This is a genomic window from Azospirillum sp. UENF 112521 (assembly GCF_058780665.1).
In genome coordinates this window covers 2,695,859-2,713,285 of record NZ_JBSNCI010000002.1, presented here as the reverse complement: position 1 = coordinate 2,713,285, position 17,427 = coordinate 2,695,859, and the positions used below count along the sequence as shown (strand labels likewise).

At 68.1% G+C, this 17,427-nt stretch carries 18 protein-coding genes; 8 read left to right on the top strand and 10 right to left on the bottom strand.

From position 1 onward, the window contains the following. Nucleotides 1–108 precede the first annotated feature (108 nt). The gene (locus tag ACWPN8_RS15245; protein ID WP_492241293.1) at nucleotides 109–1,491 is read left to right on the top strand and encodes an aspartate aminotransferase family protein; all 1,383 of its coding nucleotides are present in this window, start codon (nucleotides 109–111) and stop codon (nucleotides 1,489–1,491) included. Between the two features lie 28 nt (nucleotides 1,492–1,519). Here the strand turns inward: ACWPN8_RS15245 and ACWPN8_RS15240 are convergent, their stop codons facing one another. After that, nucleotides 1,520–2,758, bottom strand: coding sequence for a class I SAM-dependent methyltransferase (locus ACWPN8_RS15240; RefSeq protein ID WP_109445919.1), 1,239 nt, complete (start codon nucleotides 2,756–2,758; stop codon nucleotides 1,520–1,522). 88 nt (nucleotides 2,759–2,846) lie between these two features. Then, complete coding sequence (locus ACWPN8_RS15235) at nucleotides 2,847–3,980, bottom strand: asparaginase (RefSeq protein WP_492241292.1); 1,134 nt, start codon at nucleotides 3,978–3,980, stop codon at nucleotides 2,847–2,849. Nucleotides 3,981–4,059: 79 nt separating this feature from the next. Here ACWPN8_RS15235 and ACWPN8_RS15230 point away from each other — a divergent pair, with 79 nt between their 5' ends. Next, a complete protein-coding gene (locus ACWPN8_RS15230) occupies nucleotides 4,060–4,644 on the top strand; it encodes an RNA methyltransferase (protein ID WP_492241291.1) in 585 nt (194 codons plus the stop codon). Nucleotides 4,645–4,652: 8 nt separating this feature from the next. Here ACWPN8_RS15230 and ACWPN8_RS15225 read toward each other — a convergent pair whose 3' ends face one another. Further along, the gene (locus tag ACWPN8_RS15225; protein ID WP_109445915.1) at nucleotides 4,653–5,213 is read right to left on the bottom strand and encodes a class I SAM-dependent methyltransferase; all 561 of its coding nucleotides are present in this window, start codon (nucleotides 5,211–5,213) and stop codon (nucleotides 4,653–4,655) included. Between the two features lie 199 nt (nucleotides 5,214–5,412). Between ACWPN8_RS15225 and ACWPN8_RS15220 the strand changes: the two genes are divergently transcribed. The 5 genes from ACWPN8_RS15220 to ACWPN8_RS15200 all read left to right on the top strand — a co-directional run bounded on the left by ACWPN8_RS15220 (nucleotide 5,413) and on the right by ACWPN8_RS15200 (nucleotide 10,987). Further along, on the top strand, nucleotides 5,413–5,988 hold the full coding sequence (locus ACWPN8_RS15220) for a DUF1178 family protein (RefSeq protein WP_492241290.1): 576 nt from the start codon (nucleotides 5,413–5,415) through the stop codon (nucleotides 5,986–5,988). 366 nt (nucleotides 5,989–6,354) lie between these two features. Next, entirely contained in the window at nucleotides 6,355–6,657 is a 303-nt protein-coding gene (locus ACWPN8_RS15215) for a DUF485 domain-containing protein (RefSeq protein ID WP_109445911.1), read from the top strand. Beyond that, nucleotides 6,657–8,378, top strand: a complete 1,722-nt coding sequence (locus tag ACWPN8_RS15210) for a cation acetate symporter (protein ID WP_109445909.1) — start codon at nucleotides 6,657–6,659, stop codon at nucleotides 8,376–8,378. The genes ACWPN8_RS15215 and ACWPN8_RS15210 overlap by 1 nt, the downstream gene beginning before the upstream one ends. A 253-nt stretch (nucleotides 8,379–8,631) precedes the next feature. Next, on the top strand, nucleotides 8,632–10,497 hold the full coding sequence (locus ACWPN8_RS15205; RefSeq protein ID WP_492241289.1) for a DUF294 nucleotidyltransferase-like domain-containing protein: 1,866 nt from the start codon (nucleotides 8,632–8,634) through the stop codon (nucleotides 10,495–10,497). 10 nt (nucleotides 10,498–10,507) lie between these two features. Beyond that, a complete protein-coding gene (locus ACWPN8_RS15200) occupies nucleotides 10,508–10,987 on the top strand; it encodes a 3'-5' exonuclease family protein (RefSeq protein WP_492241288.1) in 480 nt (159 codons plus the stop codon). 15 nt (nucleotides 10,988–11,002) lie between these two features. On the opposite strand, the gene ACWPN8_RS15195 is transcribed toward ACWPN8_RS15200, so the two are convergent. The 4 genes from ACWPN8_RS15195 to ACWPN8_RS15180 all read right to left on the bottom strand — a co-directional run bounded on the left by ACWPN8_RS15195 (nucleotide 11,003) and on the right by ACWPN8_RS15180 (nucleotide 13,281). Next, complete coding sequence (locus ACWPN8_RS15195; RefSeq protein ID WP_109445903.1) at nucleotides 11,003–11,857, bottom strand: carbon-nitrogen hydrolase family protein; 855 nt, start codon at nucleotides 11,855–11,857, stop codon at nucleotides 11,003–11,005. After that, nucleotides 11,854–12,117, bottom strand: a complete 264-nt coding sequence (grxC, locus tag ACWPN8_RS15190) for a glutaredoxin 3 (RefSeq protein ID WP_014248998.1) — start codon at nucleotides 12,115–12,117, stop codon at nucleotides 11,854–11,856. Before grxC ends, ACWPN8_RS15195 begins: the two co-directional genes overlap by 4 nt. Nucleotides 12,118–12,234: 117 nt before the next feature. Next, a complete protein-coding gene (locus ACWPN8_RS15185) occupies nucleotides 12,235–13,002 on the bottom strand; it encodes a ComF family protein (protein WP_109445901.1) in 768 nt (255 codons plus the stop codon). A 12-nt stretch (nucleotides 13,003–13,014) separates the two neighbouring features. Beyond that, nucleotides 13,015–13,281 carry a flagellar biosynthetic protein FliQ gene (locus ACWPN8_RS15180; RefSeq protein ID WP_109051833.1) on the bottom strand — a complete coding sequence of 89 codons (267 nt, stop codon included), beginning with the start codon at nucleotides 13,279–13,281 and terminating at the stop codon, nucleotides 13,015–13,017. A 111-nt stretch (nucleotides 13,282–13,392) separates the two neighbouring features. Here ACWPN8_RS15180 and ACWPN8_RS15175 point away from each other — a divergent pair, with 111 nt between their 5' ends. Then, nucleotides 13,393–14,304 (top strand): methyltransferase domain-containing protein, encoded by a 912-nt coding sequence (locus ACWPN8_RS15175; protein WP_109445899.1) that lies wholly within the window; start codon nucleotides 13,393–13,395, stop codon nucleotides 14,302–14,304. 19 nt (nucleotides 14,305–14,323) lie between these two features. Here ACWPN8_RS15175 and ACWPN8_RS15170 read toward each other — a convergent pair whose 3' ends face one another. The 3 genes from ACWPN8_RS15170 to ACWPN8_RS15160 form a co-directional block, all read right to left on the bottom strand. After that, complete coding sequence (locus ACWPN8_RS15170; RefSeq protein WP_109445897.1) at nucleotides 14,324–15,094, bottom strand: sulfite exporter TauE/SafE family protein; 771 nt, start codon at nucleotides 15,092–15,094, stop codon at nucleotides 14,324–14,326. Between the two features lie 151 nt (nucleotides 15,095–15,245). Next, on the bottom strand, nucleotides 15,246–16,166 hold the full coding sequence (locus ACWPN8_RS15165; RefSeq protein WP_109051836.1) for a replication protein RepA: 921 nt from the start codon (nucleotides 16,164–16,166) through the stop codon (nucleotides 15,246–15,248). Between the two features lie 330 nt (nucleotides 16,167–16,496). After that, nucleotides 16,497–17,336 carry a universal stress protein gene (locus ACWPN8_RS15160; protein ID WP_492241287.1) on the bottom strand — a complete coding sequence of 280 codons (840 nt, stop codon included), beginning with the start codon at nucleotides 17,334–17,336 and terminating at the stop codon, nucleotides 16,497–16,499. Nucleotides 17,337–17,427 lie beyond the last annotated feature (91 nt).

Here is a 17,427-nt window from a genome sequence, read left to right as displayed (position 1 = left end):
TGTGCGTATGATCGGCGATACTGTTTAACAAATCGAACACCCTGCGGTGGGCTGCTACGGCCATCCGGGGGAACGAACCCGACAAGACCGAACAGGAAGACCCACTCCATGACCGCTCCGGGCAGCACCGCCGGCAACTCTGCCGCCAGCCGCGACAAGGCCTTCGTCCTCCATCCCTACACCAACCTGCACGCCCATGAGACGCAGGGGCCGATGATCATCGAGCGTGGCGAAGGCATCCACGTCTTCGACGATGGCGGCAAGGATTACATCGAGGGCATGGCAAGCCTGTGGTGCGTCTCGCTCGGCTGGGGGGAAGAGCGGTTGGTCCAGGCGGCGACCAAGCAGATGCGGCAGCTGTCCACCTATCACATCTTCGGCCACAAGTCGCACGAGCCCGGCATTGATCTGGCCGAAAAGCTGATCGGGCTGGCGCCGGTGCCGATGTCCAAGGTCTTCTTCGCCAATTCCGGCTCTGAAGCCAACGACACTGCGATCAAGCTGATCTGGTACTACAACAACGCGCTCGGCCGGCCGGAGAAGAAGAAGATCCTGTCGCGCCAGCGTGCCTATCACGGCGTGACGGTGGCGACCGCCAGCCTGACCGGGCTGCCCAACAACCACCGCGACTTCGACCTGCCGATCGCCCGCATCATCCATGGCGATTGCCCGCACCACTACAGGAACGGGCTTGAGGGCGAGAGCGAGGAGGCCTTCGCCACCCGCTTGGCCGAACAGTTGGAGGCGCTGATCCTGGCCGAGGGGCCGGACACCATCGCCGCCATGTTCGCCGAGCCGATCATGGGCGCCGGCGGCGTCGTGGTTCCGCCCGCGACCTACTTCGCCAAGATCCAGGCGGTGTTGAAGAAATACGACATCCTGCTGGTCGCCGACGAGGTGATCTGCGGCTTCGGCCGTACCGGCAATTTCTGGGGCAGTCAGACCACGGGCATGCAGCCGGACATCCTGACCTGCGCCAAGCAGCTGTCATCCGGTTATCTGCCGATCTCCGCCGTGATGGTGAGTGACGCCGTCTATCGCGCCTGCGTCGAGGAAAGCCGGAAGATCGGCACCTTCGGCCATGGCTACACCTATTCCGCCCATCCGGTGGCGGCAGCGGTGGCGCTGGAAACGTTGAACATCTACGAGGAGCGCGACATCGTCGGGCATGTCCGCTCGGTCGCCCCGGCCTTCCAGTCGCGGCTGAAGGCGCTGGCGGACCATCCGCTGGTCGGCGAGGCCCGCGGCATCGGCCTGATCGGCGCGCTGGAACTGGTGGCTGACAAGGCGACCAAGCTCCCCTTCGACCCGCCCGGCCGCGCCGGCGCCCTGGTCAACGGTCTGGCCCAGGACAATGGCCTTATTGTTCGCGCCATGGGTGATTCCATCGCGCTCTGCCCGCCGCTGGTGATTTCCGAGGCGGAAATTCACCAAGTCTTCGACCGGCTGACCAAAGCGCTCGACGCCGCGGTGTCGGTTCTGCGGGGGTAAGGGCTGGCCGGGGGTGGGGCTTCGCGTCCTATCCCCGCCGCAGATGCATCTTGCCCAGCCCGCCCAGCGCGTCGAACAGCTGGCAGAACTGGGCGAGGAACTGCTCCCAGGTGACTTTCGTTGTCGGCTCGATTGCGGTGTGCAGCGCGCCCAGGCTGGTCCTGCCGTCGACCCTAGACAGGATCGGGCCGGCCAGCCGGGGCAGGGGAAGCGACACTACGCTGCCCATCAGGTCGAATTCCAGGCTGCCGCCGGGCGGAACGGCTTTGGCGACAGTCTTTCCATCGATGTCGCGCAGGACCGGCACCACGTCCGGCCCGTCCGGCTGGATGCGGGCGGCCTCCAGATCGGCGGGACGCAGCAGATAGGCGATGTGCTTGGTGAAGGCACCGGTGATGCGCTCGGTCCAGGCGGCGCGCTCCAGCATGCCCAGCCCCGACAGCTGCTTCAGGATGCGGGCGTCCTTGACCCACAGCGACGGCTCGTAGCGCAGCGGGTCGATCAGCGTCGCAACGGCGAGCCCCGCGCTCTCCGCCAGCTCCGCCAACTGCGGCACGCTGTAGGGGCGGTCGCAGCTGTGCAACAGCAGATCGTAGAGGTTGGCGTCGGCCAGCCGGTGATCGCTGATGTGCGGGTTGTTCAGCAGCCAGTTGGTCGGCGGCAGCGCCTGGATCAGCCGGCGTGCAAGCGCCACCTTTTCGGCGGGCGGCAACCCCTCGGTCATGCCGCGCAGCGCTTCCTGCATCGGGTAGACGCCGGTGCGGCCGTAGGGCGCGTAGACCATGATGCCGATGCCGCCGCCGGGTGCCAGCGCGCCGGCCAGCGAGCGCAGGCCGGCCGCCGGGTCGTCCAGATGGTGCAGCACGCCGCAGCAGTCGATGTAGTCGAACGGCCCCGCTTCCGCCGTGACCCCGCCCAGCTCCAGCAGCGACCCCCGGTGGAAGTCGATGTTGGTCAGGCCGCGCGCCTTGGCCCGCGCTTCGGCGACGGCGCGGCTGGCGTCGGACAGGTCGATGTAGGCGATGCGGCCGGGATTGCCGGCATCGGCCATCTGCTGCGCCAGCATGATGGTGCCGTCCCCCGTGCCGCCGCCGGCCACCAGAACCCGCAGCGGCTTGCTATGGTCGATCCGGCCGCCGAAGACATGCTGCACCAGCTCGTCCAGGTGGCTGGGCGAGCCGGTGATCAGCCGTCCGGCCTCGTCAGCCGGATTGCGCGCCGGATAGGGATAGGCTTCATACTGGGCGCGCAGGTCGTCGATGCTCATGGGAACCGCTCAGCGGGGAAAAGGGCGCGGCGACCATAGCACCGCGCCCGCTCGCATCGCACCTGCCGGATTGATGAGTGTCAGTGCCTCAGCCCGGCCACCCCGTCGCCGGCCGCACTTCGCCCACCCGCGCGCCGGCGCGGTTCAGCAGCGGAGTGGTCAGCAGCTGCGGCACGCGCGCCCATTGCGCCTCGGTCAGCGCCTGGGTCGAACGGATCAGGGCGGCCAGCGCCACCTCGCGGGCGCGGGCGGCGCCATCCTCGATCTTCAGCGCGATGCCGATGCCCTGCTCGGGGATCACGGCGCAGCCGACGCCCTCGGCCCCGCCCTTGACCAGCACGGCGCCGCCGGCCGCCTCCATCAGCGCCGTATCGAAGGTGCCGGTGCCGCCGATCAGGAAGGGGTGCTTGCCCCAGGCGGCGGCGATGCGGGTGACGGCCTCGGCCCGGGCGTCGGGCAGGTCGACCGGGTCGGCGATGCGGGCCATGGCATAGGCGATGGCGCCCAGCGGGATGCCGATGGTGGGGATGGAACAGCCGTCGACGCCCCAAGGCGCCCCGAACAGGTCCTGTCCGGTCATCTGCTCCATCACGCCCAGGATGCGCTGCTGCACCGGATGTTCGTAGCGGACATAGCCCTTCAGCCGTTCGCCCTTGTGCTTGGCCGTGGTCAGAAAGCCGCTGTGCTTGCCGGAGCAGTTGTTGTGGAAGGCGGTCGGCGCCTCGCCGCGGCGGACGAGATCCTCGGCGGTGGCGGGATCGTAGGGGATTTGCGCGCCGCATTCGTAATCGCCCGGCGTCAGCCCGACCCGTTCGGCCCAGGACCGCGCCAATTCCGTATGCCGCGCCTCGCCGTTGTGGGAGGAGCAGGCGAGCGCCAACTCCTGGTCCCCCAGCCCGAAGGCGTCGAGCGCGCCGCTTTCCACCAGCGGGATCGCCTGCAGCGACTTGATGGCGGAGCGCGGGTAGACCGGTCCATCGATGTCGCCCCAGCGCGCCAGCACATGGCCGCCCGCATCGACGATGCAGGCGCGGGCACGGTGGACCGACTCCACCAGGCTGCCGCGCGTCACCTCGACGGTGATCGGGCTTTCCGCCGGGCCGGAGAGATCGGCGCGGCCTTCGGCGCTTTCGCCAGGCCGGTGGCCATGAGGGTGGGAATGGCCGTGGTGGTGATCGCCGCCGCAGCAGGAGGAATGGTCGTGAGGATTGTCTGGGCTCATGCCGGCAAGCTTGCCTCGGGCGGGCTGCGACGGCAAGCTCCCGCCCGGTCATATCCTTACCCAGATCAGCGGGCTCTTCATGCGTGGCTATTTCGGAATCGGGGTGGAGCGGATCAGCAAGCCGGGCAATGTCGGCAACCTGATGCGCACCGCCCATGCCTTCGGCGCCTCCTTCTTCTTCGCCATCGATCCGGAACCGGACCTGCGCGAGACGAAGCTGGTCGACACCTCGGGCGCCACGCTGCACCTGCCGCTCTACATCCACGAGCGGGTAGCCGACTTCACCCTGCCCAGGGACTGCACATTGGTCGGGGTGGAACTGACAGACGACGCGGTGGAACTGCCCAGCTTCCGTCACCCGTTGCGCGCCGCCTATGTGCTGGGGCCGGAGCGCGACAGCCTGTCGCCCGCGCTGCTGGCGCGCTGCGACCATGTGGTGAAGATCCCGATGTCCTTCTGCATCAATGTCGGCGTCGCCGGGGCGCTGGTGATGTACGACCGCATGATCTCGCTCGGCCGCTTCGCCGAACGGCCGGTGCGTCCCGGCGGTCCGCTGGAGGGGCCGGCCCAGCACAAGCATGGCAAGCAGATCATGCGCAAGGAGGACCGCCGCCGCCGCATCCGCGGAGAGCAGAAGCCGGTCGCCGATGAAAGCGACGAATAAGGACGCGCTCAAAGCGGCAGTGGATCGTCCCCGGCGACGGCGCAGATCCGCTGTACCACCGCGGGCTTGGGCACCGACAGTTCGCCCTGTTCGAAGGCCACCACCTGAAGCCTGCCATGCACCCTTTCCAGCAACTCCCCCCGCCGCAGCAGGAAGTCGGGCGAGGACGGGCGGCCGAAGCGGGCATTGCCGTCAGCGAAGGTCTCGTAGATCAGCACGCCGCCCGGCTCCAGTGCCGCCAGGATGGCGGGGAAGAGCGGGCGGTGCAGGTAGTTGGTGACGACGATCCCGGCGAAGGTGCCGTCAACCGGCAGGGAATTGGCGGAAATGCCCGAGTCGCCGCTTTCAAGGTCGGCCTGAACGAGGGTGACGTTCGTGCCGCCCTCCAGGTCGGCGACGCCGCCTAGGTCACGGTCCAACCCCACCACCGGATGGCCGAGGCGATGGAACAGGCGCAGATGCCGTCCGCCGCCGCAGGCGAGGTCGAGCACCCGCCCGCCCGTCCGCACCAGCGGGGCGAACCGCTCCACCCAGGGGGAGGGCGGCGACAGCGGATGGGGTGTGGGCATGGGGAAACTCCCTTATCCGGACTTTTTTCGATGGTGTCGGGAACGATATCACAGGAGGTACGCGCCTATGGCCTGTCCGGCGTTTGACGGCGCGGCCCGGCCGTGCTGAATTAGGGCGATTCCCGAGTCGCGCCGCAACCCGGACCGGCGTGCACGGATTTGTCTTTCCTGCTGCGGGTCAGTTGGGGCTTGTGGGGATATGATCCTCTTCGCGTTGAGATGCTCGGCCGACCACCAGTTCGAGGCGTGGTTCCGCAACGGTGCCGCCTATGATGAACAGGCGGCGGGCCATCAGATCGCCTGTCCGATCTGCGGCGACACTGTGGTCGGAAAGGCGCCGATGGCTCCGCGCATCGCCAAGGGCGTCGCCAAGGCCGCCGACCGTGCCCGCGAGCAGGCCGAAGCCGTTGCGGCCAGCGCCCCGTCGGTGGCGCCGCCGGCTGCTCCCCCCAATGCGGTGCCGGTGCCGCTTCCCGCGCCGGTCCCGCTGCCGAACGCCGCCGACGTGGTCGCCGCCCTGCCGCCGAGCCTGAACGACGCCCAGCGCGAGGCGGTGGCCGAGGTGATGCGGCAGCTGACCGAGGTGCGGCGCAGCGTGGAGAAGAACTGCGACTATGTCGGCGACCGTTTCGCCGAGGAGGCGCGGCGCATCCATTACGGCGAGACCGACCCGCGCGGTATCTATGGCGAGGCGTCCGACGAGGAGGTCTCCGAACTCCACGAGGAAGGTGTGACATTTCACCGCATCCCGTGGATTCCGCGCACCGATTCCTGAAGGGCAGCCAGTCCCGGCAGGGTGGCGCGACCGCGCGGCCCCGCCACTGATTCCCAACGAAGCCGTTTGAAAAGCTGACTGTTTGAAAGGCGCACCCGGCAACGGGGGCGCCTTTCCCGTATGGCGCTACAGCCTTGCCCGCGCTTGCTTTTTCAGAGCTGTCCGCCCCCTCGGCGCCCACCCCATCGACCAAGGTAGGGGGTGCGCCCAACAATGATCTGTATCAAACAATTGGGCAGGTCAAGGGCGTACGAATTACGGGAAGAAACCCGGACGCGACCGCCCGGACGGCAAATGCCCGCTGATCCCGAAGACGATGTCTGGATGGATCGCAGAAGATTGCCGGCACTCGATGAGGGGACGCACATGAGTCAAAGCGCACAAAGGATTGTGAACAATCCAAAGTTCCAGGAACTGGTGGCGAAACGGTCCGCCTTCGCCTGGACTTTGTCGATTGCCATGCTCGTTATTTATTTCGGCTTCATCCTGCTGGTGGCATTCGGGAAGTCGTTCCTGGGCACGCCGATCGGCTCCGGCGTCACGACCTGGGGCATTCCCGTCGGCGTCTTCACCATCGTGTCCGCCTTCATCCTGACCGGCATCTACGTCCATCGGGCCAACGGCGAATTCGACGAACTGAACCGCCAGATCCTGGAGGAGTCGAAGTGATGCGCGCCACCACCCGTCTTGCCGCTCCGGTCGCCGCTGTGGCGGCTGCCGCCGGCGCGCTGGTTCCGACCACGGTCCTGGCCGACGCCATCGGCGGCGCCGTGCAGAAGCAGGCGACCAACTGGTCGGCCATCCTGATGTTCCTGGCCTTCGTGCTGTTCACGCTGGGCATCACCTACTGGGCGGCCCGCCGCACCAAGTCGGCCAAGGACTTCTACGCCGCCGGCGGCGGCATCACCGGCTTCCAGAACGGCCTCGCCATCGCCGGCGACTACATGTCGGCCGCGTCCTTCCTGGGCATCGCCGGCCTGGTGTACGCCTCGGGCTTCGACGGCCTGATCTATTCGGTGGGCTGGCTGGTCGGCTGGCCGATCGTGCTGTTCCTGGTGGCCGAGCGGCTGCGCAACCTCGGCAAGTACACCTTCGCCGACGTCGCCTCCTACCGCTTCAAGCAGACGCCGATCCGTTCGCTGTCGGCCTGCGGCTCGCTGGCGACCGTCACCTTCTACCTGATCGCCCAGATGGTCGGCGCCGGCAAGCTGATCCAGCTGCTGTTCGGTCTCGACTATATGGTCGCCGTCATCATCGTCGGCGTGCTGATGATCGGCTACGTGACCTTCGGCGGCATGCTGGCGACGACCTGGGTGCAGATCATCAAGGCGGTGATGCTGCTGTCCGGCGCCTCCTTCATGGCCTTCATGATCCTGGCGAAGTTCGGCTTCAGCCCCGAGGCGATGTTCAAGGCCGCCGTCGAGGCGCACCCGAAGGGGCTGGCGATCATGTCGCCGGGCGCCCTGGTCACCGATCCGGTCTCGGCCATCTCGCTGGGCATGGCTCTGATGTTCGGCACCGCCGGCCTGCCGCACATCCTGATGCGCTTCTTCACCGTCGCCGACGCCAAGGAAGCCCGCAAGTCGGTCTTCTACGCCACCGGCTTCATCGGCTACTTCTACATCCTGACCTTCATCATCGGCTTCGGCGCCATCCTGATGATCCTGGCCCCCGACGCCAACGGTGCCTATCCGTTCCTGACGGCGGCCCCGGCGGCCGGCGCCAAGGCGGTGATCGCCAATGTCATCGGCGGCACCAACATGGCGGCCATCCACACCGCCCATGCGGTCGGCGGCGACCTGTTCTACGGCTTCATCTCGGCGGTCGCCTTCGCCACCATCCTGGCGGTGGTCGCCGGTCTGACGCTGGCCGGCGCCTCGGCGGTTTCCCATGACCTCTACGCCTCGGTCTTCGCCAAGGGCCGCGCCAACGAGGCCGACGAAATCCGTGTGTCGAAGATCACCACCGTCGCCATCGGCATCCTGTCGATCGTGCTGGGCATCGCCTTCGAGAACCAGAACGTCGCCTTCATGGTCGGTCTGGCCTTCGTCATCGCCGCCTCGGCCAACTTCCCGATCCTGCTGATGTCGATGTTCTGGGGCAAGATGACCACCCGCGGCGCGGTGCTGGGCGGCGGCCTGGGGCTGGTTTCGGCGATCGTCCTGCTGGTTCTGGGTCCGACCGTGTGGAAGGCCGTGCTGGGCAACCCGACCGCCATCTTCCCGTACGACAACCCGGGCCTGTTCTCGATCCTGCTGTCCTTCGCCGGCATCTGGTTCTTCTCGATCACCGACAACAGCGAGCAGGCGCAGAAGGAGCGTCGCGACTTCGAGGCCCAGTACATCCGGTCGCAGACCGGCCTGGGTGCTGAGGGTGCGTCCGCCCACTAAACGTCAAGCGTTCGAACGAAGCGGGCAGAGCAACAAGAACAGGGAAGGGATCGCGTCTCGCACCGCGTCCCTTCCCCCCTTCGGGGAAGGCTCAAACCCGTGCGGTGACCGAACCACGCCGCCAAATGTCGCACCCGCTTTCGGCCTCGGGCCCGGCGGGTGTATCCTGGAAAGCGCCTCCGGATCCGGTCCGGAGGCGCTTTTTTATGCCTCCTTTTCCCGATGCCCCGCCCTCCTGTGACGGAGCCTGCCCGTGCAGCACGCGATGCCGACCGCCTCCCCGGACTTCGATTTCGGTCAGCCCCCCTTCGACCTGCTGACCGACGATCAGCGGACGGCGCTGGCAGGTGCGCTGGACATCGCGCTCTACCCGCGCGACGCCGTCCTGCTGTCGCGGGAGGAGCCGACCGATGCGATGTTCGTCGTGCTGCGCGGCACCGTGCAGGAGCGCCGCGGCGGCGAGGTGGCGGCGGTCCATGGACCCGGCGACCGTTTCGGCTTGCAGGCTCTCTATGGCGCCGCGGGTGCCGGCGCTGGCGGCAGCACCGCCCGGCGTTTCGTCGCGGCCGAGGAGTGCGCCTGCCACCTGATCCCGCGCCCCGCACTGGAAGCGCTGGCGGCGGAGAATCCCGAATTCGGCGCCGCCATCATCGGCGATTTCGCCCAGCGCATGCGCGATCTGGCGGCGTTGAGGTCCAACCGCGAGATGGCGGCGCTGACCATGGCGCGTATCCGGCAGGCCTATCTCCACCCGCCGCTGTTCGTCGACGCCTCCGCCAGCCTGCGCGACGCGGCCGAGGCGATGCGGCAGAACCGTGCCAGCAGCGTGCTGGTGCGCGGGGCGGATGGAGCGGTTGGCATCCTGACGGGCACCGACCTGCGTGACCTCGTGGTGCTGGACGGCCGGCCGGTGAGCGAGCCGGTCGGGCCGCTCGCCCGCTACGGACTGCTGACGCTCGACCGCGACGACCTGCTGTTCAATGCGCTGGTGCTGATGACCAAGCATGCGGTGCGCCGGGTGGTGGTGACGGAGAACGGCGCCATCGTCGGGCTGTTGGGGCAAAGCGACCTGCTGGCAGTGCTATCCAACCATTCCCAGGTCATCGGGTTGCAGGTGGAGCATGCCGCCGATCCCGCCGACCTGTGCCGGGCCAGCCGCTCCATCGTCGAGCTGATACGCACCTTGCATGCCACCGGGGTCAAGGTCTCCTTCATCGCCGATCTGGTGACCGAGCTGAACCGCCGAATCTTCCGCAAGCTGTTCGAACTGCTGGCTCCGCCGGACCTGCTGGTCAACAGCTGCCTGATCGTGATGGGCAGCGAGGGGCGGGGCGAACAGCTGCTGAAGACCGACCAGGACAACGGCCTGATCCTGCGCGACGGCTTCGACTGTCCCTATCTGCCGAGGATCGCCGCCGACTTCACCCGCCATCTGGTGGAGTTCGGCTATCCGCCCTGTCCCGGCAACATCATGGTGTCGAACCCGGACTGGACCCGGCCGCTCGCCGGCTACAAGGACGCGCTGTTCAACTGGATCCACCGTCCGGACGAGGCGGCGCAGATGAACCTCGCCATCTTCTACGACGCCGCCTCGGTGGCCGGCGACGCCACCCTGCTGGCCGAGGCGAAGGACTATCTGCTGGGCCGCCTGCAGGACAACCAGATGTTCTTCACCCAGTTCGCCCGTCCGGCCCTGTCCTTCGACACGCCGAGCGGCCTGTTCGCCGCCCTGTTCGAGCGGCGCCGGGCGGAAGCGGTCGACATCAAGAAGGCCGGCATCTTCCCCATCGTCCATGGTGTGCGAGCGCTGGCGTTGGAAAAGCACCGGGCGGAAACCAACACGGTGGAGCGCATCCAGGTGCTGGCCGAACTGGGGGCGCTGGACCGCAAGATGGCCGCCGATCTGGTGGAGGCCTTCACCATCCTGTCGACCATCCGCCTGAAGGCGCGTGTCGATCTTCCCGATGACGGGCCTGAGGAGGGAGCGGAACTGGCGATCGACAACCTCGTGTACCCCGACCGGCTGGGCAAGCTCGACCGCGACCAGTTCAAGGACTGTCTGGCCCTGGTGAAGAGCTTCAAGGAACTGATCGCCCACCATTTCCGCCTGAACCATTGAGGCGGCGACCATGGCGCACTCCGATCATACCGACACCGACCGCCGCGAGCATGTGGCGGTCCATTGCGAGGCGACCAGCTTCGACCCCGAGTCGGCAAGGCCGCTGACCTTCGCCGCCATCCGCATCCGCGGTCCCCGCATCCTGACCGGCAGCGCCCTGCTGCTCCATCCCGGCAGCAACACCGGGACGGCCGAGGCCGGCGACCTGCTGCATGCCTTCATCGGCGGCCGGCCGCTGGTCGGCTATTACCTGGATTTCTCCATCGCCATGGCCGAACGCCTGACCGGCCGTCCGTTGCCGGAGGAGCGGACGGAGGTGTCGAGCCTCTATTACGACCGCAAGATCCGCAGCCTGTCGAAGCAGGCGGTCGATCTGCGGCTGGACAGTCTGGTCAACGACCTCGACCTTCCGGTGCGGCCTGACGGTGCCTTCGGCATTGCGCTGACCGCAGCGATGGCGTGGCTGCGGCTGACACAGGACGGCCGCTGAGGAGTAGCGGACGGGTCAGAACCCGATCCGCTCCACCTCGAAGGCACGGTCGTGGGTCAGCGACGGCACCATGCTGCGGGCTTCCGCGATGCGGTCGAGGTCGAGGTCGGCAGTGATGAAGCCGACATCGGTGCCGGCATCGGCCAGCACCTCGCCCCACGGCGCGATCAGCAGGGAATGGCCATAGGTCTGGCGGCCCTGGTCATGGCTACCGGTCTGGGCCGGGGCAACGACGAAGCAGCCGGTCTCGATGGCGCGGGTGCGCAGCAGCGTGTGCCAGTGGGCGCGGCCGGTCGGCACGGTGAAGGCGGCCGGCACCGTCAGGATCGACGCCCCCGCCTTGGCCAGCGCCCGGTAGAGATAGGCGAAGCGCACATCGTAGCAGACGGTCATGCCGATGCCGCCCCACGGGCTGGAGGCGACGACCGCCCGTTCGCCCGGCCGGAAGGTGGCCGACTCGCGATAGGATTCGCCGTCCTTCAGCGTGACGTCGAACATGTGAATCTTGTCGTAGGAGGCGACGACCCGCCCCCCGGCATCGAACAGATGGCTGCGGTTGGCGGCGCGCCCGTCCTCCAGCAGGACATGCAGGGTGCCGCCCAGGATCCAGGCCCCGGTTTCCCGCGCCAGATCGGCGAAGAAGGGGATGCCGGGATGCTCCGCCTCGCTGCGGACGCGCTGCATGGTCTTGTCGCGGCCCTGGACGATCCAACCGACATTCTCCGGCAGGGCGATGAAGTCCGCCCCGGCGTCGCGGGCGCGGCGGACGAGATCGCCCGCCGCCCGAAGGTTCGGCTCAAGCTCTGTGCCCGCATTCACCTGGACGCAGGCGGCCTTCAGCACGCCGGTGCCGGCGGCGCCCCCGCTCACGCGGCGATGCCGAGCAGCGGGTCGAGCTTGCCGGCGCGATCCAGCGCGTGGATGTCGTCGCTGCCGCCATACGGCTTCCCGTCGATGAAGATCTGCGGGACGGTGGTCCGTCCTTCCGACCGCTCGATCATCTCGCTGCGGCGGCCTGGCTGGGCGTAGAGGTCGATTTCCTCGTATGTCACGCCCTTGCCGTCGAGCAGGCTCTTGGCCCGCATGCAGTAGGGACAGAAGGGCGTGGTGTAGATGACGACGTCGGCCATGCCACTGGGCTCCTTTTGGACGTGGAGAAACTATAAGGTCAACCCACGAGGGGCGCCAGACGTTGCAGCCCGCGTGCAACGCCGGTCAGCGTCGCCGGCCGCGGCCCTTTTTAAGCGTCAGCGCTGCACCACACGCGCCAGGGTCAGCACGTCCACCCGCGCCGCGCCGGCGCGCAGCAGAACCCGCGTGCATTCCGCCAGCGTCGCCCCGGTGGTCATCACGTCGTCGATCAGCACCAGCCGCTGTCCCGTCACCTGCTCCTTTGCCGACTGTCCCGGCCGCAGGCGGAAGGCGCCCTTGACGTTGCGGTGGCGTCCCTGGCGGTCCAGCCCGCCCTGGGTCGGGGTGGAGCGGTGGCGTTGCAGCAGGTCGGGCGTGGCGGGAACGCCGCTGTGCCGCGACAGCGCCTGTGCCAGCAGGGCCGCCTGGTTGTAGCGGCGGCGGAACAGGCGGCCGCGGTGCAACGGCACCGGCAGCAGCCGGTCGGCATCCGCCAGCAGCTCCTTGCCGGCCCGCGCCAGCCAGACGCCATAGGATTTGGCGGCATGGATGCGGTCGCCATGCTTGAAGCCGAGGACCAGCGGCCGGCTGCCGTCATCATAGGCCAGCACGGCGCGGGCGCGGGCGAAAGGCGGCGGGGCCGCCAGACAGGCGCCGCACAGCGCGCCCTCCTGCGCCTCATACTCGAAGGGAAGGCCGCAGCAGGCGCACAGCGGCGGGGCGATGAAGGTCAGCTTGACCCAGCAGGCCGCACACAGGCCGCCCTGCCGGTCCACCGCCTCGCCGCAGCTGAGACAGCGCGGCGGCAGCAGCGCGTCCAGCAGCAGGGCCGCCGCACCGCTGGCGATGCGGCCAAGTCCGGAAAGCGGCGCTGGCGCCTGCATCGGCCCGGTCCGTCACTGCAGCATGGCGATGCGCTCGAAGATCACCGCCGTATAGTCGCGCAGCGCCAGATAGATCGCCGGGCCGGTGACGAACAGGATCAGCAGGGTGGCGAAGAACTTCATGTCCTGCTGCAACGACGACTCGTTGATGTTGGTGGCGCTCTGGAACAGCATCAGCCCGGCCGACAGCAATGCCGTGATGCCCAGCGTCGGCAGCGAGATTTTCAGGATGACCATCAGCGCTTCATGACTGACGGCAATGGCCTCGTCGATGCCCATTCCGATGCCTGTCCGGTTTTCCTCCCATTCGGGAGCGCTGCTGTGGAGAAGGTGGCTGGGCTGCGAGTGTAGCACGGTTGTCGTGCCGCCGGCCTGGGGTATAGTGCGGCCATGACAAGCCCCGACAGCATGACCGTTTTCGACCGTGCGCTCGTCCGCCGCCGCCGTGACCGCGCCGTCGCCGAATTCACCGACCACGCCTTCCTGTTCAAGGAGATCGCCGACCGCCTTGCCGACCGGCTGGAGGACGTGATCCGTCCCTTCCCGCTGGCGCTGGACGTCGGCTGCCACGACGGGGCGATGGGCCGGATCCTGAAAGGCCGCAAGGGGATCGAACGGCTGGTCGCCTGCGACCTGTCGCCGGAGTTCGCCCGTGCAGCCCTCGCTCCCGGCAACCCCGCCGTCGCTGCCGCCATCGCCGCCGACGAGGAGTTCCTGCCCTTCGCCCCCGGCAGCTTCGATCTGGCCGTCAGCAATCTCAGCCTGCACTGGGTCAACGACCTGCCGGGCGCCCTGGTGCAGATTAGGCAGGCGCTGAAGCCCGACGGCTTCTTCTGCGCCTCCATGCTGGGCGGCCAGACCCTGGCCGAGCTGCGCCGCTGCCTGTATGAGGCGGAGATGGAGGTGTCGGGCGGCGTCTCCCCCCGCGTGTCGCCCTTCGCCGAGATCAAGGATGCCGGCGGGTTGCTGCAACGCGCCGGCTTCGCCCTGCCGGTGGTCGACAGCGACGTGATCACCGTCACCTATTCCGACGCCTTCGCCCTGATGCGCGAACTGCGCGGCATGGGCGAGACCAATGCCGTGCTGGCGCGGCGCAAGGTCCCCGCGACCCGTGCCTTGCTGTTCGACGCGGCCCGGCGCTATGCCGAGCTTTATGCCGAGCCGGACGGGCGGATCCCGGTGACCTTCGAAGTGCTCTACTTGGCCGGCTGGTCGCCGCATGAGAGCCAGCAGCAGCCGCTGAAGCCCGGCAGCGGGCAGGTTCCGCTGGGCGACGCGCTGAAGGGCGGCGGTATCCACTGAAACAGGGCGAGGGGCTGGTTTACGCAACCAGCTTCCAGGCCATCCAACCCAGCACCCCGGCGTTCACCAGCATGATCGCCGGGGCGACGCGGGCGACCGCGGTGCGCCAGGTGCGGCCGGCGATATGGCCGGCCAGCCCGACCGCCAGCAGGCTGGGCACCGTGCCGAGCGCGAAGGCCGCCATGCCGAGTGCGCCGGTCAGCGCACTGCCGCTCGCCGCCGCCACCGCGATGGCGCCATAGAGCATCCCGCAGGGAATGAAGCCCAGCGCCACCCCCAGCCCATAGCCGCGCCAGCCCGTCGGGTTGCCGAACAGCGGCCGGGCGAGGCCGGACACCCGCTCGCTCCACCAGCGTTGTACTCCGTTGCTTCCCAGCGAAGGAGCCTTGGGCAGCCAGGACAGGACGCCGCGCGCGGCATAGCCGAGGAAGAACAGTGCCGCCAGCGCCAGCAGCGCCACCGACAGCCAGCGCAGTCCCGGCAGCGCCCCGACATGGCCGGCGACCGAGGCCGACAGCGCGCCGACCAGCGCATAGGTCGTCGCCCGGCCGGCATGATAGGGCAGCACCGCCGCCCCGGTCAGGCGTCGGAACTCCGACATTGCCGACAGCGGCACCCGCTCCAGCCGCGCCGACACCTGGGCCAGGACGAAGGGGCCGCACATGCCGGCGCAATGGGTGGTGCCGCCGACCAGTCCGGCGGTCAGCAGGGCCAGCAGCAGCCCGCCGTCGCGGTCGATGACCACGGCGCACTGGTTCAGTCCGGCATCCAGCAGCGACAGGGCGTCCAAGGCAAAGCCTCTCCGGTTCGGGAACTGGCGGCGATCTTAGGAGGAGGGGAGGGGGCCCCCCAATGACGTGGGTCAATGGTGGGCAGGCTTGCCGGGGTGTGGGGCAAAGCGACCGCGAACGATTCTGTGCCGGTCGCTTAACCCCACGCCCTTACGCCAGCAGGCGGGCGATGGGCGGGCGGCTGGGATGAAGGACGACGCCGTCGTCGGCCGGTTCGACCTTCGCGTCCGGGTAGGCGGCCAGCGCATATTGCAGGGCCTGGACGAAGCGCGGCTTGAAATGCTTCATCTGGTCATAGCCGGCACCGAACTGCGCATAGAGCGACGGCCAGGAGATCGGCTGCGGCCGGCTCAGCGAATGCAGCCGGTAGGCGAGCCAGACATAGAGATCCAGGCTCAGCGAACGGTCCTTCAACTGCCGCACCGCTTCCTCCAGCAGGGGAACCGGATGGTCGCGCAGGGCCTGGAAGAAGGTCTCGTCCAACTGGACCACGTCGTTCCACAGCGTGCCCTGGCGGTCGTCGCCGAGAGCGTCATGGAAGATCAGGCCGCGCTTGACGATGCCGCCCTTCTCGAAGACGTCGGCGTCCTCGCCGTCCCAGAAGAACTTCAAGGAGCAGGCGGAGATGCGCAGCGACTGTTCGCGGAAGCCGCGGAAAGTCTCGCCGCCGACGCTGATGCCCATCCGGGTCAGCCAGTCGCGCATGGAGCGGCCGAGTTCGACTTCGCGGCGGCCGGTGCGCACGGCCTGGGTTTGCAGATAGATCAGGATCATCCGCGCCCGCGCGCCATAGGGCACTCCGAACAGCTTCATCTTGCCGTTCACCTTCAGCCGGCCCGGTTCGACCAGCAGCGTCACCTGATGGCCGCGCTTTTCCCAGGGCATGTCGTCGGCCAGCTTCTTGTGCGGAAGGCTGGTCAGGCAGAAGCCGCTGTAGGTGATGCCGAGATGCTGGTTCTCGTCCGCCAGGATGTCGGCGGCGATGTCCACCAGCGTCCGCTCTTCGGGCCGGACCAGGGCGCGCGCCTTGTCCCGGCCATGCTCGATCACGAGTCTGTGTATGTCGCCCATAGCAGCCTCACCCGGATGTTGTGGCATCCTGGTGAGCGGCGGCCGATGGAGTCAATGTGGGGTTAGGCGACCGTGCTAGTCGACGGTTAGTTGTTAGACTTATTAGTTGAGTCGCCGCTTGTCCCCATGGGGAAACCCCGAGTCGCGCCGCTTTTCCCCACGAATCCGCCGCTTTTCCCCAAGGGGATCAGGGTGGACAAAGAGGCGCGGTCGCTTTTCCCCACGGGCTGGGAGGAGCGACTCGCGATGGTTGCGGAGGGACTCGGGGAAGACGCGGGCGGTCGCTTAACCCCACGGGTCGGGGAGGGCGCAGCCGGAAGCCGCACCCCCTCAATGGCTCATCAGCACCGGAACGGTCATGTGCTGCAACATGAAGCGGGTCATGCCGCCCAGCACCAGCTCGCGGAAGCGCGAACGGCCATAGGCGCCCATCACCAGCAGGTCGCAGCTTTCGTCGGCGGCCATGTTCAGCAGGGTGTCGCCGGGCTCCACCACGTCGGTGGCAACATGGGTGGCCTCCACGCGGCAGCCGTGGCGGGACAGATGGCGGGCGATGTCGGCGCAGGGCTCGTCGCCCAGGCCGTTCGGGCCGGGCTTCGGATTGGCGGCCATCACCACGACGCGCTTGGCGGCGGTCAGCAGGGACATGGCGTCGCCGATGGCGCGCGCCGCCTCGCGGCTGCCGTTCCAGCCGACCAGAACCCGCTCGCCGATGCTGGAGAAACGGCCGGCATAGGGCACGACAAGAAGCGGCCGGCCGCATTCGAACAGCAGGTCGGCCGGCTGGGCGACAAGCTGGTCGCGGTCGCGGTCCGGATCGGGCTGGCCGACCACGACCAGATCGGCATAGCGGCCGCGGACCGCGGCGGCGATGGTCGGATCGGCTTCCTGCGCCAGCCATTCGGATCGGTCGGTCATGCCGTGCAGGCGCATGACGTCGTCGAAGGCCGCCTGCATCCGGTCCGTCTGGTCCTTGCGGCTCTGGCGGCGGCTTTCGCGCAATTCCTGCGGGATTTCGGCTTCGATGTAGCCGGGGAACACCGTGTCGGTGAAGGCATAGAGCGCGGTCAGGTGCGCATCGCACCGCGCTGCGAGCCGTGCTGCGAGGTCGAGACGCGCTGCGGACGCAGGCGTATCGTCGACGACGACCAGGAAGTCCTTGAGAGCCATGGCGTGGTTCCTGCCCAGAATGGTGATGGTTGCCCGTCATTGGGGCTTTTCATCATGGGATTTGCGGCAAGGCGGCGCCGGGTCGGGCGAC